Below are 14,753 nucleotides of genomic sequence, written 5' to 3'. Positions count from 1 at the left end.
CCGGATGCGTCGCGTCCGGGGCCGTTCTCTTCTCCGCGTGTTACTTGATGCGGGTGTGCAGGTTGCCCTCACCGTATTCGTAGACGCCGATGGCGGCGCCCTTCGGGTCGTTGTTCTCATCGAACGTGACCGAGCCGGACAGGCCCTCGTAATCGACGGTGCCGCCGTCGTTGATGATCGCGGCGCAGTCAGCGAAAGTGCTGCACTTCTCGCCTTCGCCCTCACCACCCGAGACCTCGCGCATCTTGCCCGCGATGTCCGCGCCCTCGACGGACTGTGCAGACAGCGCAGCCAGTGCGATCAGGATCGTGGCGTCGTACGCCTCAGCGGAGTACGTGACGGCGTCGATCGGGTCATTGCCCTCAGCGGTCCAGATCTCGTTGAGCTGGTCGATGAAGTCATCGGGCAACTCGGCTCCCGCACGCGTTCCCTTGGAACCGGTCAGGTCGATTGGGAGGTCAGGCCAGTCCTTCAGGTTGCCATCGACCAGGTACAGCTTGCCGGTGTCGACGCCCGCGTTGCCCAGCAGCGGGGCGATCGTTGCGAACTGGTCGTACGAGACGATAGCGACCGCGTCGGGGTTCGCCGCGGCAATGGTGTCGACCTGGGCGTTGTACTGGCCGTCGCCCTGGTTGTAGGACGCTTCTGCGACGACTTCGCCACCGGCGGATGCGAAGGTCGCCCCGATGGCCTCTGCGAGGCCGGTACCGTAGGGGTCATTCTGGTAGAGGATGCCGAGAGTAGTGTTGCCATCCTCAGCGATCTGGTTGCCCAGCACCTCGCCCTGCAGATTGTCACTGGGAGCGGTACGGAAATACATCGGGTCGATGCCGGTGAAGTCCGCTGAGGTGTTCGACGGCGACACCGTGACGATACCGGCACCGACGTTGCCGTCGAGGATGAGCTTGGAGACGCTGGAGGAAGCCGCACCGACCATCGCTGTGATGCCAGCGCTCTGCAGTTTGGCGATCGAGGTCTCGTAGGCCTTGTTGTCGAGGTCGCCTTCATCACCGGTCGACAGTTCGACGGTGATGCCTGCATCCGCCTCATTGATCTGCGAGACGGCGAGCTGCACACCGGCCTCCATCGGAGCGCCGAGGAACGAGAGCGTTCCGGACGCCGGCAACAAAGAGCCGAGCTTCAGCGTCAGGTCGACCGCCGCCGGCTTGTCTTCACCGCCGCCATTGTCTGTGGGCGTCTCGGCTGGGGTGCTGCTGCACCCGGCAATGACCAGTGCGGAGGCGCTTGCCAGCGCAAGCCCCGCGAAGATCCTCGCGGATCGCGAGCCCTTCATAGCGTTCATGTTGCTCCTTTGCGTAACTGAACGTGGATAACCACCTTCGGGTGCCTATCACCCTAATCTCTTGTATGTGCGGACAGTCGATGCTTCTGTCTCGGTCCCACAACAATCCTCAGATCAGCGCCGCTGAGGCCGCGCGCCGGCCACGCCGCTTCTTCAGAGCGAGGTCGACGAGGAACACGCCGATCGCCACCCAGACGATGGCGAACCCGATCCACCGTTCGGTCGGCATCGGCTCTTTCAACAGCGCCCAACCGACCAGGAACTGCATGACCGGGGTGATGAACTGGAACATTCCCACCAGGGTCAGATCGATCCGCCTGGCACCGGCTGCGAAACACAGCAGGGGCACTGCTGTGGCGATGCCGGCACCGGCTACCAGCACCGTATGCCAGACGCTCACGGCACCGAAGGTGATGCCATCGGTACTGCCGACGATGATGAGTGTGACCGCGGCGACCGGGATCAACCAGAAAGATTCCATGGTCAGTCCGCTGACAGCATCCACCGCCGGGCCGATCTGCTTCTTGACGAGTCCGTAAAGGCCGAACGATGCCGTCAACGACAGTGCGATCCAAGGGAACCGTCCGTGGGCGATGATGATCACCACAACCGCGACGGCGGCGATGCCGATCGCGGTCCACTGCAGTTTTGAGATGCGCTCGCGCAGCACGAAGACGCCCAGCAGCACCGTGAAGATCGGGTTGATGAAGTACCCGAGACTCGTCTCGATGACCTGCCCGCTGAGGGTTCCGATCAGGAACACCTGCCAGTTGCCGTAAATGAGGATTCCGGCGAGCGCCGTCCACCCCAGCAGCCGCGGCTGCCGGATGATCGCCCGCAACGACGCCCAGCCGCGTGTGACAGCGAGCAGCACGAGGCAGAAGACGAACGACAGCAGCACCCGCCACGCGACGACCTCCCATGGGCCGGTCGGCACGAGCATCAGGAAGTACAGCGGCAGTACACCCCAGAGCAGATAGGCGCCGACGGTGTAGGCGATGCCGCTGCGGCTTACTCCCATCCCTTCACCCTATCCGCCCCCTCCGCCCCTTAACCCCTTGCGAGTGGTCGCTGGTGGCTCATAATTTGACGAAAATCGAGCCACCAGCGCCCACTCGCAAGGGGTGGGGGCGGGGGACGCGGAAGGGCCCGGATGCCGAAGCATCCGGGCCCTTCTTTGCTTTACTGAAACGCTCAGCGAACGACGACTGCGAGGACGTCGCGAGCCGAGAGCACGAGGTACTCATCGGCGCCGAACTTCACCTCGGTGCCGCCGTACTTGCTGTACAGAACGCGGTCGCCGACGGCGACGTCGATCGGAACGCGGTTGCCGTTGTCGTCAATGCGGCCGGGGCCAACGGCCACAACCTCGCCCTCCTGGGGCTTCTCCTTGGCGGTGTCAGGGATGACCAGGCCACTTGCTGTGGTCTGCTCGGCCTCGACCTGCTGGATGACGATGCGGTCTTCGAGCGGCTTGATGGAAACCGACACGGTCTACCTCTTCTTTCTTGACGCTGACACGAAAGACTTGTTCGCACTCTCAACCCGAGAGTGCTAACCCAAGTGTATGCGGTCGGCTGGCACTCACGCAATGCGAGTGCCAGTTTTGTCGTCACAGACCCGACGGACACACCTCGTAGGCTGGTCCCGTGGACATGTCCGAACTCACTGCCCTACTCACCCCCGATGGCCTCCGGCTGCTCGACGAGGTGGGCACGATCGAGTCGACGGCGGATGTGGCGCAGACCGTTTCCCGCCTGCGTGCGGCGGGCCACTCCCCCGATCTCGTATCCGCTGTCGTCGGGCAGGCGCATCTGCGCGCAAAGGGTACTGCGAAATTCGGTGGCTTCGCCGAGCGGATGCTGTTCACCAGAGCAGGCTTCGAACAGGCCACCCGCCTGGGAGTTGCAGCACGCCATGCCGGACGCATGCGCCGCGCCGGCATCACCCGGGTCGCCGACCTCGGTTGCGGCATCGGCGGCGACGCACTCGCGTTCGCCGGTGCAGGGCTGAGCGTGCTGGCCGTCGATGCGGATGAGGTGACCGCAGCCATCGCCGCGTACAACCTCGCTCCATTCGGCGATGAAGCGACCGTCAAACACAGCACAGCCGAGACCACCGATCTCACCGGCATCGACGCAGTGTGGCTCGACCCCGCGCGCCGGACGGCCGGTCACAGCGAGACGCGGCGGGTGACGGCATCCGATTATTCCCCGTCACTGGACTGGGCATTCGAGCTCGCATCGCGGGTGCCGACCGGCATCAAACTCGGCCCCGGGCACGACCGTGAGGCGCTTCCGGCAGACGCCGAGGCGCAGTGGGTCAGTGCTGACGGCAGCGTCGTCGAACTCGTGCTCTGGTCTGGCGTGCTCGCTCGCGAAGGTGTCCGCCGTGCGGCGCTGGTGATCCGCGGCGACGAGTCGCATGAGCTCACCGGCGGGGCGGATGCTGAGGACGCCGACGTCCGTGAACTCGGCGCATTCCTGCACGAGCCCGATGGCGCGGTCATCCGCGCACGTCTGATCGGCGACGTGGCACGCAGCCTGGAAGCCGGGATGCTGGACGAGAAGATCGCTTACATCACCGGAGATGCGGCGCTGACGAGCCCGTTCGTGCAGTCGTTCCGCGTGCGCGAGGTGACCGCTGCGAACCCGAAGGCCATCAACGCGGTGCTGCGCGCCGGCGACATCGGCACGCTGGAGATCAAGAAGCGCGGGATGGACATCGATCCCGCCGCGTTCCGCAAGAAGTTGAATCTGAAGGGAACGAAGTCGGCGACGTTGATCCTCACGCGCACGGGCGACAAGCGGATGGCGATCCTCGCCGACCGGGTATGAGCCGGAGTCATCTCACTCGTTGATGTCCCCGGTTTTGTCGTCGATCTCGACCTGCTCGCCTTCGGTGACTTCGACTCGAGTGCCGGGAACCTTCACGATCGTGAGCTGCTGACCGCGCGTCTCGGTCTGATGCACGTTGTACTGTGTCGGGATGCCGCCGACGGGTGCTGTGACGACCAAGTCCGTCATGGGCATTTCCGCGGTCGATGAACAGCCCCACACAATGCCGACGTCAGATTCCACGATCAGGCACAGCTCGTTGCCCCAACTCGTCCAGATTGGCTTCTCGCCGTCGTAGCCGAGAATACTGAGCGAATTTCGAACGAAACCTGCCGCTTCTACGCGGTCGAGGGCTTCGCGTTCTTCCTCGCTGAACTGCGATTCCCAGTTGTTGTCTTCGGGATTCCAGAGCTGGATCGCGGGGACAACCTCCCCGTTCGCCGATAACAGCAGGAACGCATTGAGCATCTGCCCCTCGGCCTCATCGCCTTCCGGCACGGGGATGGAGACGTTGGCTCCCAGGTTGCTTTGATCCAGCTCCGCGCATCCGCTCTGCGTCTGCACCGGCGTCGTGGCGATGATGCACGTCCGCTCGCCCTCTTGGCTTTCTGCGCGCCAGATGACCACTCCATGACTCTCCGACAGCGCGGCGACGGTTCCCGGGTCGTAGTCACCGGATTTCTCCAGTTCGGCGCGTTTCTCGGAGTGTGTGGTGGCGAGGGCGAACTCGGCCGTGTTCCAGCCCCAGAGCGTCCATCCGACCCCCATCCCGATGAGCAGGGCCCCGACAGCGGCGAGTGCGAGTCGCCGGCGACCGCGGGAGGGTCGGGATGGTGCGGATGCTTCAGGCTCTGGACTCGGCGATTCCTCGGGCAGCTCGGACCCGTCCGGCACCTCGGACAGCTCGACAGCCTCCGCGCCCCAGACCGGGGCTGCGCGCTCCACAGGCTCCACGACGGAAGGCGCCGCGACGCGCGGGCGCAGCTTCGACTCCAGCTCATGCAGGCGCGCCGCATCCTCGGCGGCCAGCCCACCACCGCGTCCGTACGCACGTTTCTGAAGCGACCGCAGCTGCGCGGTCTCTGATTCGTCCAGCATCCGTCCGATCATGTCACCCGTCGAGGCTTCGGTGCACATCCAGGTGCACGGCCGGCTCCCGTCCAGCGGTGAGCAGCAGCGTGGCGTACGCCTCGTCGGTGTAGCCGTCGCCGTCGGTCCGGTGCACCACGGCGAGCCCGTCGGATGCCACCCGATCCTCATCGCTGCACACAGTGGTTGCGTCGAGGCCATCATCGACGATGAGGCACAGCGTATCGCCGCCGTCGGTCATCGCGAGCCAGACGATCACGTCGTCGTGTGCGATCATCGCCCGCAGCGCGTTCGCGTCATAGCCGCCATCAGCGACGAGCTCATCCCCTCTCAGCCGTTGCTCCTGCGTTAATCCGATCGATGAGCTGTCCGCACGTCCGAACAGGATCCAGCCGACGCCGATGCCCACAGCGAAGACGGCGATGACTGCGAGCACGGCGCGCCACATCCGGATGCGCGAAGACGGCTGCGGCGGTGCGCTTCCAGATAGATCAGCACCGGATGCGCCGCCGGACGGCCCGGTGTCGCGGCGCCGCTCCAGGTCTCGCAACCTCGAGATCTGCTCCGCTGACAGATCACCATCCTGCCGATACACCTGCGCCTCAAGCATCCGCAGTTCTGCGAATTCGTCGGCGCTCAGCATCCGATTATCCGAGTGTCTCGAACTGCATGGCGGCCCAGATCAACCAGCCCAGGCTGAAGATCGTGGCGGCGATCCCGAGCACAAGTGCCCACCGCGCAATCGCGCGGTTCTCGACCGGACGACGCAGCGACATGATCGCGGCTACCACCGCGACGATCGCCAGCGGGATGCCCCAACCCACGAACCACGACGCGACCAGGGCGACGATTGCTGCGACAAGCGCCCAGGGCGCGAGGCGCGCATTGTCATCGCTGACCACCGCGTCGTTCGGAGCCCACTGCACCGCAGGCATACCCGCGGTGTCGGCCGGACCACTGGCGACGACCGGCTCTATGCCGACAGGGCCTGTGGGCAGCGTCGTGTACCCCTCGCGCGGCGCTCCGGGCATCCGCGCTGTGCCGGCTGGCCGCTCAACCTCTGAGCTCGGCTCCTCAACTCTGGGCTGATCGCTGGGCTGATCGCCGGGCTCGCTCATGCGGCTTCCTCGTGCGCGGCATCCGCACGCTCGGCGACCTGGATCTCGGTGACCGGCAACGTCGAATCCGCCCCGAATGCGAGCGTCGAAGGGCGACGCCCGGAAGCAATGAGGTCAGCGGCGAGCGCGGCGATCATCGCACCGTTGTCCGTGCACAGCGACAGCGGCGGGATACGCACGGTGACGCCCGCTTCCGCCGCACGGGAGAGAGTAACCTCGCGCAGCCGCTTGTTCGCGATCACGCCACCGCCGAGCAGCAGGCGAGGCACTCCGAGGTCGGCGCAGGCGGCCAGCGCCTTGGTCACCAGTACATCGATGACGGCCTCACGGAAGCTCGCTGCCACATCAGCAACCGGCACCGGTTTGCCTTCTGCCTCACAGCGTTCGACCCAGCGGGCGACGGCGGTCTTCAATCCGGAGAAGGAGAAGTCGTAGCGGTGCTTTTCCATGTCCGAGGCCTTCGACAGCCCGCGCGGGAAACGGATCGCCTTCGGATCGCCGTCGAGAGCCACCCGGTCGATCTGCGGGCCGCCCGGATACGGCAGCGACAGCAGTCGGGCGACCTTGTCGAATGCTTCACCAGCCGCGTCATCGATCGTTTCGCCCAGCAGCTCGACGTCGGTGGTGAGATCGCGCACGTGCAGCAGCGATGTGTGTCCACCGGAGACGAGAAGTGCAATCGTCGGGTACTCGAGTGGTTCGGAATCGGGGGTCACGATGTCTGCGGCGATGTGCCCGACGAGGTGGTTCACCGCGTAGAGCGGCTTGCCGAGCGCGACGGCCAGGCCCTTGGCCGCTCCGACTCCGACCATGAGTGCGCCGGCGAGGCCCGGACCGCTGGTGACCGCAATCGCGTCGAGGTCGGCGAGCTGTACCTGAGCTTCGGCGAGCGCCGCCTCGATCGAGGGTTGCAGCGCTTCGAGGTGCGCGCGGGCGGCGACTTCGGGCACGACGCCCCCGTACCGGGCGTGCTCGTCCATGCTCGAGGCGATTGTGTTCGACAACAGTGTGCGTCCACGGACGATGCCGATGCCGGTCTCGTCGCAGCTCGTCTCGATCCCGAGGACCAGTGGCTCGCTCATGCTGTCTTCTCCTCGTCACACTGTTGGGCGGAGTTCGCGCTGTTGGGCGGAGAAATCTCCGCTGAAGTTCCGCCCATGGGTGCGTTTTCCGCCCGAGCGTGCGGCGCGGCAGCGGCAGCGGCAGCGGCAGCGGCAGCGGCAGCGGCAGCCCTATCCGCCCACGCCCGCAGGTCGAGCTTCATCACGATCGCATCCACATTTTCCGGCTGGTAGTACCGGGGGCGGCGGGCGATCTCATCGAACCCCTCCGAGAGATAGAGCGCCTCCGCACCGGGGTTGTCAGCGCGAACCTCCAGGAAGACTTCCCGGGCTCCGCGAGCGGATGCCTCGGCGAGCAGCGTACGCAGAAGCGCGCGGCCGCGGCCCTCTCCCCTGCGTGCTTCGAGCAACGCGATCGTCTGGATGTCGGCATCCGCATTCCCGAGGATCGAACGGAGGCCGGCGTATCCGATGATGTCGCCGGCATCCTCGTCGACGAGATACTGGCTGTGCTCGGTGGCGAGTTCCGCTGCCATCGACTCGCTGCTCCACGCGTCGGTGGGAAACGATACGTTCTCGATCGCCATGATCGCGTCCAGATCAGCGGGAGTCGCAATACGGATGGTCACGAGCTCACTCGTTTCGGAGCGCCGGGAACGGTGACATCCGGCTGGCGGAGGTAGAGCGGCTCAGCGCCGGTCAGCACGCGTGCGGCGTTCGCGGCACGGATGCCGACGCGGCCGAGCGCGGCGCCATCGATGGTTGCGACCTCAATGGCATGGATGCCGCTGAGCCGCTCCTCCGAATCGGCGCGAGGCACGAGCACCGTGGGTGCTGTGAGGTTCGGGATGCCATCGGCATCGAGGCCGTCGAACACGCTGATCGCGACCTCTCGGCGGCGAGCATCCGTCACGATCGCGAAGGGGGTGTCCGGAGCTTCTGCCTCGATCACTGCGAGCGCGGCACCGAAATGGCTGGGCACCGCGATGACCGGGATGCCGCGGGCGAGCGCGAAAGCTCGGGCCGTGGCAATGCCGATCCGCAGGCCAGTGAAGGGGCCGGGGCCCATGCCCGCGACGACCTGGGTGATGTCCGCCGCATCTGCTTCTGACAGCACCCGCTCGAGGAGCGCGCCGATGACCTCGGCGTGCCCGAGCGGGTCAGGGCTCGAGGCATCCGCTCGCAGACGCCCATCGGCATCGATCAGAGCGACGGCAGTGCCCAGGGAAGTATCGACGGCAAGGATCACCTCTCCAGGGTAGTCGGCGCTGGCACCGGGAGCCTGGCGACTGGCTCGCGCGTTCAGCGCTCGACGCGCTCGATCGTCACGATTCGGGGGGCATCGGCATCCAGATCCTCGTCTGCGACACCGTCGTCGGCGACGCCTACGGGCCGCTCCAGCTCGATGTCCCACCAGGAATCGGCGATCGACGAGGCCATCTCACGACCCCACTCGACTACGACGACCGAATGCGCGAGGTCAACATCGAGGTCGTCGAGCTCCGCGGCCGATCCCAGCCGGTAGGCGTCGACATGCACGAGCGGTGCGCGCCCGACGAGCGAGGGGTGGGTGCGAGCAATGACGAAGGTCGGACTCTGCACAGGGCCGCGCACGCCGAGTCCTTCAGCAAGCCCACGCGTGAAAGTCGTCTTGCCAGCACCCAACGGACCCGTGAGCACCAGCAGATCACCTGCTTCGAGCTGCTCCCCCATGACGAAGCCGAGACGCTCCATGCCGTCCGCAGTGGCGATCTCGCGGCGACCGAGGAATGCCGGGTCGACGCTCATGCGTTTCTCCGCGGCACCCGGTTGCCGATGCGGGTGACGATCTCATAGTTGATCGTGCCGGCGGCATCCGCCCAGTCCGTGGCCGATGGCGCACCCAACGTCGGGTCGCCGAACAGCACGGCTTCATCGCCCACCGCCACGGAGGTATCACCGACGTCAACGACGAACTGATCCATCGCGATGCGTCCGGCGACGCGGAAGCGGCGACCGTTGATCAGCACGGGTCCACGCCCGGATGCTTGGCGCGGGATGCCATCGGCATAGCCGAGCGGAATCAACGCCAGGGTGGTCTCTCGGTCGGTTCGGTGGTCGTATCCGTAGGAGACGCCGGCACCGGGCCCGACCCGGCGAACCGCAGCGACAGCGCCGCGAAGAGTCATAGCGGGGCGAAGGCCGAGATCGGCTGAGGAGCGGTCGTCGAACGGCGAGAGCCCGTAGAGGCCGATCCCGATGCGAACGGCATCGAGGCGGGTTTCAGGCAGATCGATGGCGGCCGCGGTGGCCGCGATGTGCCGGATCTGAGGTCGGACACCCGCGGCTGCCGCGGCAGCCGTCCCCTCGTCGAACTGGGCGAGCGCGGCCCGGTCGTCAGCAACCGAGGCGTTGGAGAGGTGGCTGAACAAGCCGATGATCTGGACCCGGCCGATGCGCTCGAGGCGCGCGGCCTCAGCAAAGATTCGCCCCCAGTCAGCGGGTGCGATGCCGTTGCGGGACAGACCCGTCTCGAGCTTCAGGTGCACGCCGACGGGGCTGTCGACGCCGGCTGCGGCTCCGGCGGCTTCCAGCTGGTCGAACGAGGAGATTCCCACCTCGATGCGGTTCGCGGCGGCGAGATCGAATCGCTGGCCCGGCTCGTGCAGCCACGCCATGATCGGGGCGTTGACGCCCTGCCGACGCAGGTCGATGCCCTCGGGCACCTCGGCGACGCCGAGGCGGGTGGCTCCGCCGGAGAGCGCTGCGACGGCGCTGGAAGCGGCACCGTGTCCGTAGGCGTTGGCTTTCACGACGGCGATGACCTCGGTGCCGGTGAGTCGGCGCAGGTGCCGGGTGTTATCGGCGATCGCATCCAATTCAATGGTCGCTTCGCGGAACGGGACAGTCACAGCGGCGCTCCTTCAGCGACGACGAAGGCGGTGGCAAGACCAGCATCGTGGGACATGGTCAGGTGCAGGTTCAGGATGCCCCGACTGGCCACGGCCTCGGCTGTTGTGCCGGACAGCACGAAGTGCGGCTTGCCGGACTCTTCGGATGCGATCTCGATCTCGGTCCAGTGCACACCGTCGGAGCCGCCCAGAGCCTTGATCAGAGCCTCTTTGGCGGCATAACGCGCGGCAAGCGAAGCGAGCCGGAGCGTACGCTCCGACGGGGCGAAGAGTCGCTCCATGAGCCGCGGTGTCCGGGACATCGTGCGCTCGAACCGCGGGATGTCGACGAGGTCGATGCCGGTGCCGATGATCACGCTTCCAGCCTACTCGCGCAGTGGCCTGGCACAGATTTCGCCCGGGCGGCCGGCGGCGCGGTGGCGCCGGCACGGATGTCGGCTCGGCTCTACGGATGCCAGGAGATTCGGGGGAATTGGACTGACCGGTGTGGAAATCCACCGACAAGTGGACCAGAGCCACCCGCGGCCTGACCAGTTCTGCACATCTCGGGCTATGCCCGTTTTGTCCACAATCGCCCGTTTCGGCCTCGTTCGAGGCCGCAGTTCCGGCACGCTCGGGACATGTTTCCTCCTGCAGTCCTCCTTGACCGTTTCGGCGGCATCGCTCGCGGCACTTTCCTTCAGCAGTTCGGATGTACGCGAAAACAGCTTGCTGCCGACGTGCGAATCGGCAGCATCCACAGGGTCCGTCCCGGTGTTTTCGCCATCCCGACGGCAGACGCGAGAGTCGTATCCGCCGCAGCGCATGGCGGAGCGCTCACGTGCAATGCAGCGCTTCGTTTCCACGGAATATGGATTCTGCCCGATCCAGACGACGAGGTTCACGTCTGGATGGGCGCGGCGGGCCGCAGCCATCCGCATGAGCGATGCGTCTGCGTGGTGCATTACTCTCCCGGCCGCGCCGAACTCGGACTCGCCCCGGTCGCCGCGGCCCTCGTCCATGCGTACCGGTGCCTGAGCCAAGAGGCGTTCTTCGCCGCGTACGAATCCGCATGGAACAAGCGACTCATCTCCGCGACCGACCGGGCACGTATCCGTCGTGAGCTGCCCAAGACCGCAGGCTGGCTGCTTGATCTGGCACGCGCTGACGCTGAGAGCGGCCTGGAATCGCTTCTGCGGCTTCGCCTGCATCTGCTCGGTATCCAGCTCGAATGCCAAGTAGCCATCGATGGGGTCGGCCGCGTGGATTTCGTGATCGGCGGACGTGTGATCCTCGAGGCAGATGGCAAAGACAACCACACGGGCGCGAAGCGCCACAAGGACCTGATGCGGGATGCCGCGGCATCCGTTCGGGGATACGAGACTCTGCACTTCGACTACGCGATGATCCTGCACAACTGGGATCTGGTCGTCGCCGCCATTCTGCCGGCAATCGCGCGCGCTCGCGCGTGACGACAGGTACGGATGTCAGTCAGAAAACACGGATGCCTGCGCAGCCACCTGATTCCGGCAAACATCCGTGGAATCGACCGACAAGTGTGCCCGGGCGGCCAGCAGCGCGGCCGCACCCGACCCGGTTACTCGACGGTGACGGATTTGGCCAGGTTGCGCGGCTGGTCGACGTCGAGTCCCTTGGCCGTGGCCAGTGCCATGGCGAAGATCTGCAGCGGAACGACGGTGAGGAGCGGCTCGAACATTGCGCCGGCGAGCGGAATGCGGATGACCTCATCGGCGAAGGGCAGCACTGCGGCATCGCCCTCTTCGGCAACCACGATCACCTTGGCGCCGCGAGCGCGGATCTCCTGGATGTTCGAGACGACCTTCGAGTGGATCAGCGCCGAGTGACGCGGCGACGGCAGGATCACAAACACCGGCTGGCCGGGCTCGATCAGCGCGATCGGACCGTGCTTGAGCTCACCTGCAGCGAAGCCTTCGGCGTGGATGTAAGAGATTTCCTTGAGCTTGAGCGCACCCTCGAGCGCGATCGGATAGCCCACGTGGCGGCCGAGGAACAGCACCGAACGGGTATCTGCCATCCAGCTGGCCAACTGCGAGACGTGGTCGTGCTCTTCTTCCAGCACCCGAGCGATCTTCTCGGGGAGGGTGGCGAGCTCTTCGACGGCGGTCTCATCGGTCAGCGTGTCGCGCACACGACCCATGTGCAGGCCCAGCAGCAGCAGCGCCGTGATCTGCGCAGAGAACGCTTTGGTGGATGCGACAGCGACCTCGGGGCCGGCGTGGGTGTAGACGACGGCATCCGATTCGCGCGGAATCGTCGCACCCTGCGTGTTGCAGATCGACAGCGTCCGGGCGCCGCGCTCGCGCGCGTACTTGACGGCCATGAGCGTGTCCATGGTCTCGCCGGACTGGCTGATCGAAATGACGAGCGTGTCGTCGCCGATCACCGGGTCACGGTAGCGGAACTCGTGCGCGAGCTCGACGTCGGTGGCGATGCGGGCCCACTGCTCGATGGCGTATTTTCCGACGAGGGCTGCATAGGATGCCGTGCCACAGGCGGTGATGATCACCCGGTTGATGCCACTGAAGAGGTCATCGAGCCCCTCGAGTTCGGGGATGACGACCTGTCCGTCCTGAACGCGGCCACGAATGGTGTTCGCGACAGCCTCGGGCTGCTCGGCGACCTCCTTCGCCATGAAGGAGGACCATCCGCCCTTTTCTGCGGCGGCAGCATCCCAGGAGACGTCGAACGGCTCGGCTTCGACGGGCGTGCCCGCGAAGTCGGTGACGGTAACCGCGGCGGGTGTGATCGAGACGATCTGATCCTGGCCGATCGCCAGGGCCTTGCGGGTGTGTTCGACGAAAGCGGCAACGTCGGATCCGAGGAAGTTCTCCCCCTCGCCGAGTCCGATCACCAGCGGAGAGTTACGGCGAGCGCCGACGACGAGGTCGGGGTGGTCCTGGTGCATCGCGAGCAGAGTGAAGGCGCCCTCGAGACGGTTCACAACGTTCTGGAAAGCGGTCTGCAGGTCGGGGGTCTTCGCGTATTCCTGGCCGAGGAGCGCGGCGGCGACCTCGGTGTCGGTTTCGCTGCGGAACTCGACGCCCGCAGCAAGCAGCTCTTCGCGCAGAGCTGCGAAGTTCTCGATGATGCCGTTGTGGATGACGGCGAGCTTGTCACCATCGGCGAGGTGCGGGTGGGCGTTGACGTCGGTCGGTCCGCCGTGGGTCGCCCACCGCGTGTGGCCGATCCCGGTGTTGCCGTCACTCAGCGGCGAATCAGCGAGCGATTCGCGCAGCATACTGAGCTTGCCGGCTTTCTTTCGCATGCCGAGGTGGCCGTCACCATCGATGATGGCGATACCAGCGGAGTCGTAGCCACGGTATTCCAACCGTGCAAGGCCGGCGATAAGGATGTCCTGGCTGGGGCGCGGCCCCACGTATCCGACGATTCCACACATAAAGTACAGAATAAACGCGATATTTTGCGAGTCGCCCGAACGAACCCTGCGGCAGTGTGCTCAGAGTTTGCGCAGCAGCACGCTCTCGACTGAGTGATCGGCACCCTTGTTCAGAACAAGGCTCGCCCGATGCCGAGTCGGCATCACGTTCTCGACGAGGTTCGGCATGTTGATGTCGTTCCAGTATCCGAGCGCGGTGGCGCGTGCCTCATCGTCAGTGAGATGGGCGAACACGTTGAAGTACGACGACGGGTTACTGAACGCGCCCTTGCGCAGCGCGAGGAAGCGGTCGACGTACCATTTCTCGACGTGCGCGACATCGGCGTCGACGAAGACTGAGAAATCGAACAGATCACTGACGGCGACGTCGTTCGGCGCGGGTGGCGGCTGCAGCACGTTCAGCCCCTCGACGATCACGACATCGGGCCGGCGCACGACGACGCGCGCATCGGGGACGATGTCGTAGCGCATGTGCGAGTAGAAGGGTGCCCGCACCTCGGGTGCACCAGATTTCACCTCGGTGAGAAACTCCAGCAGCGCGCGCCGGTCGTAGGACTCGGGGAAGCCCTTCCGGTCCATCAGCCCGCGCCGTTCAAGCTCAGCGTTCGGGTAGAGGAAACCGTCTGTGGTTACGAGCTCGACCCGGGGTGTGCCCGGCCACCTGCTCATCAGCTCACGCAGTAGACGTGCGATCGTCGACTTTCCCACCGCGACGGATCCTGCGACGCCGACCACGAACGGGGTCGTGACGTCATCTTCCTGCAGGAAATCACTGGTAGCCGCACCGAGTCGCTTCGTCGCCGTCGCGTACAGGCTGAGCAGACGACTCAGCGGCATATAGACCTCACGCACCTCGTCGAGGCTGAGGCGGTCTCCGATCCCTCGGATCTCGACGACCTCGGTCTCGCTCAGCGGCTGATCCAGGCCCTCGGCCAATCGCGCCCACTCCGCACGTCCGATCTCGCGGTACGGCGACAGTGGCAGCGTGGGGTCGGCGGTAGTCACGGCATCCATCGTATCGGCGTGGATGCCCTGG

The 14,753-nt window shown here is 65.8% G+C and carries 16 protein-coding genes; 2 read left to right on the top strand and 14 right to left on the bottom strand.

Annotated features, from left to right (window positions below):
- Positions 1-40: 40 nt before the first annotated feature.
- From ACW5CM_RS14225 to groES, 3 genes are all read right to left on the bottom strand, one after another.
- Positions 41-1,303: an ABC transporter substrate-binding protein gene (locus ACW5CM_RS14225; RefSeq protein ID WP_439256126.1), complete on the bottom strand. Its 1,263-nt coding sequence runs from the start codon at positions 1,301-1,303 to the stop codon at positions 41-43.
- 109 nt (positions 1,304-1,412) lie between these two features.
- The gene (rarD, locus tag ACW5CM_RS14220) at positions 1,413-2,324 is read right to left on the bottom strand and encodes an EamA family transporter RarD (RefSeq protein ID WP_457125394.1); all 912 of its coding nucleotides are present in this window, start codon (positions 2,322-2,324) and stop codon (positions 1,413-1,415) included.
- A gap of 173 nt (positions 2,325-2,497) precedes the next feature.
- Entirely contained in the window at positions 2,498-2,794 is a 297-nt protein-coding gene (groES, locus tag ACW5CM_RS14215) for a co-chaperone GroES (RefSeq protein WP_028502311.1), read from the bottom strand.
- Between the two features lie 158 nt (positions 2,795-2,952).
- On the opposite strand from groES, the gene ACW5CM_RS14210 reads away from it, so the two are divergent.
- A complete protein-coding gene (locus ACW5CM_RS14210) occupies positions 2,953-4,140 on the top strand; it encodes a THUMP-like domain-containing protein (RefSeq protein WP_457125393.1) in 1,188 nt (395 codons plus the stop codon).
- 12 nt (positions 4,141-4,152) lie between these two features.
- Here ACW5CM_RS14210 and ACW5CM_RS14205 read toward each other — a convergent pair whose 3' ends face one another.
- Genes ACW5CM_RS14205 through ACW5CM_RS14165 form a run of 9 tightly spaced genes read right to left on the bottom strand, consistent with a single transcriptional unit; the run spans position 4,153 to position 10,655 of the window.
- Positions 4,153-5,238 (bottom strand): hypothetical protein, encoded by a 1,086-nt coding sequence (locus ACW5CM_RS14205; RefSeq protein ID WP_457125392.1) that lies wholly within the window; start codon positions 5,236-5,238, stop codon positions 4,153-4,155.
- A gap of 13 nt (positions 5,239-5,251) precedes the next feature.
- Entirely contained in the window at positions 5,252-5,872 is a 621-nt protein-coding gene (locus ACW5CM_RS14200; RefSeq protein WP_457125391.1) for a hypothetical protein, read from the bottom strand.
- A 4-nt stretch (positions 5,873-5,876) separates the two neighbouring features.
- Complete coding sequence (locus ACW5CM_RS14195; RefSeq protein ID WP_438253129.1) at positions 5,877-6,347, bottom strand: hypothetical protein; 471 nt, start codon at positions 6,345-6,347, stop codon at positions 5,877-5,879.
- Positions 6,344-7,429 carry a tRNA (adenosine(37)-N6)-threonylcarbamoyltransferase complex transferase subunit TsaD gene (gene tsaD / locus ACW5CM_RS14190; RefSeq protein WP_457125390.1) on the bottom strand — a complete coding sequence of 362 codons (1,086 nt, stop codon included), beginning with the start codon at positions 7,427-7,429 and terminating at the stop codon, positions 6,344-6,346. Before tsaD ends, ACW5CM_RS14195 begins: the two co-directional genes overlap by 4 nt.
- The gene (rimI, locus tag ACW5CM_RS14185) at positions 7,426-8,037 is read right to left on the bottom strand and encodes a ribosomal protein S18-alanine N-acetyltransferase (protein WP_457125389.1); all 612 of its coding nucleotides are present in this window, start codon (positions 8,035-8,037) and stop codon (positions 7,426-7,428) included. The genes tsaD and rimI overlap by 4 nt, the downstream gene beginning before the upstream one ends.
- Positions 8,034-8,657, bottom strand: a complete 624-nt coding sequence (gene tsaB, locus ACW5CM_RS14180; protein WP_457125388.1) for a tRNA (adenosine(37)-N6)-threonylcarbamoyltransferase complex dimerization subunit type 1 TsaB — start codon at positions 8,655-8,657, stop codon at positions 8,034-8,036. The genes rimI and tsaB overlap by 4 nt, the downstream gene beginning before the upstream one ends.
- Before the next feature lie 53 nt (positions 8,658-8,710).
- A complete protein-coding gene (gene tsaE / locus ACW5CM_RS14175; protein ID WP_439256135.1) occupies positions 8,711-9,196 on the bottom strand; it encodes a tRNA (adenosine(37)-N6)-threonylcarbamoyltransferase complex ATPase subunit type 1 TsaE in 486 nt (161 codons plus the stop codon).
- On the bottom strand, positions 9,193-10,299 hold the full coding sequence (alr, locus tag ACW5CM_RS14170) for an alanine racemase (protein WP_457125387.1): 1,107 nt from the start codon (positions 10,297-10,299) through the stop codon (positions 9,193-9,195). The genes tsaE and alr overlap by 4 nt, the downstream gene beginning before the upstream one ends.
- On the bottom strand, positions 10,296-10,655 hold the full coding sequence (locus ACW5CM_RS14165) for a holo-ACP synthase (RefSeq protein WP_438253123.1): 360 nt from the start codon (positions 10,653-10,655) through the stop codon (positions 10,296-10,298). Before ACW5CM_RS14165 ends, alr begins: the two co-directional genes overlap by 4 nt.
- Before the next feature lie 579 nt (positions 10,656-11,234).
- Here ACW5CM_RS14165 and ACW5CM_RS14160 point away from each other — a divergent pair.
- Positions 11,235-11,750, top strand: coding sequence for an endonuclease domain-containing protein (locus ACW5CM_RS14160; RefSeq protein WP_457125386.1), 516 nt, complete (start codon positions 11,235-11,237; stop codon positions 11,748-11,750).
- A gap of 125 nt (positions 11,751-11,875) precedes the next feature.
- Here the strand turns inward: ACW5CM_RS14160 and glmS are convergent, their stop codons facing one another.
- Together glmS and coaA are read right to left on the bottom strand one after the other, a co-directional pair.
- Positions 11,876-13,717, bottom strand: a complete 1,842-nt coding sequence (gene glmS / locus ACW5CM_RS14155) for a glutamine--fructose-6-phosphate transaminase (isomerizing) (protein WP_438253121.1) — start codon at positions 13,715-13,717, stop codon at positions 11,876-11,878.
- 60 nt (positions 13,718-13,777) lie between these two features.
- On the bottom strand, positions 13,778-14,731 hold the full coding sequence (gene coaA / locus ACW5CM_RS14150; RefSeq protein WP_438253685.1) for a type I pantothenate kinase: 954 nt from the start codon (positions 14,729-14,731) through the stop codon (positions 13,778-13,780).
- Positions 14,732-14,753: the final 22 nt, after the last annotated feature.

This window comes from Microbacterium wangyouchuni, from assembly GCF_054072595.1.
Note: the sequence above shows the minus strand (reverse complement) of the source record. Positions and strands in the feature narration are given on the sequence as shown.

Excerpts from the sequence above, each read along its gene's own strand:
- ACW5CM_RS14225 (WP_439256126.1), bottom strand. The coding sequence starts at position 1,303 with ATGAACGCTATGAAGGGCTCGCGATCCGCGAGGATCTTCGCGGGGCTT.
- rarD (WP_457125394.1), bottom strand. The coding sequence starts at position 2,324 with ATGGGAGTAAGCCGCAGCGGCATCGCCTACACCGTCGGCGCCTATCTG.
- ACW5CM_RS14205 (WP_457125392.1), bottom strand. The coding sequence starts at position 5,238 with ATGCTGGACGAATCAGAGACCGCGCAGCTGCGGTCGCTTCAGAAACGT.
- ACW5CM_RS14200 (WP_457125391.1), bottom strand. The coding sequence starts at position 5,872 with ATGCTGAGCGCCGACGAATTCGCAGAACTGCGGATGCTTGAGGCGCAG.
- ACW5CM_RS14195 (WP_438253129.1), bottom strand. The coding sequence starts at position 6,347 with ATGAGCGAGCCCGGCGATCAGCCCAGCGATCAGCCCAGAGTTGAGGAG.
- tsaD (WP_457125390.1), bottom strand. The coding sequence starts at position 7,429 with ATGAGCGAGCCACTGGTCCTCGGGATCGAGACGAGCTGCGACGAGACC.
- tsaE (WP_439256135.1), bottom strand. The coding sequence starts at position 9,196 with ATGAGCGTCGACCCGGCATTCCTCGGTCGCCGCGAGATCGCCACTGCG.
- glmS (WP_438253121.1), bottom strand. The coding sequence starts at position 13,717 with ATGTGTGGAATCGTCGGATACGTGGGGCCGCGCCCCAGCCAGGACATC.
- coaA (WP_438253685.1), bottom strand. The coding sequence starts at position 14,731 with ATGGATGCCGTGACTACCGCCGACCCCACGCTGCCACTGTCGCCGTAC.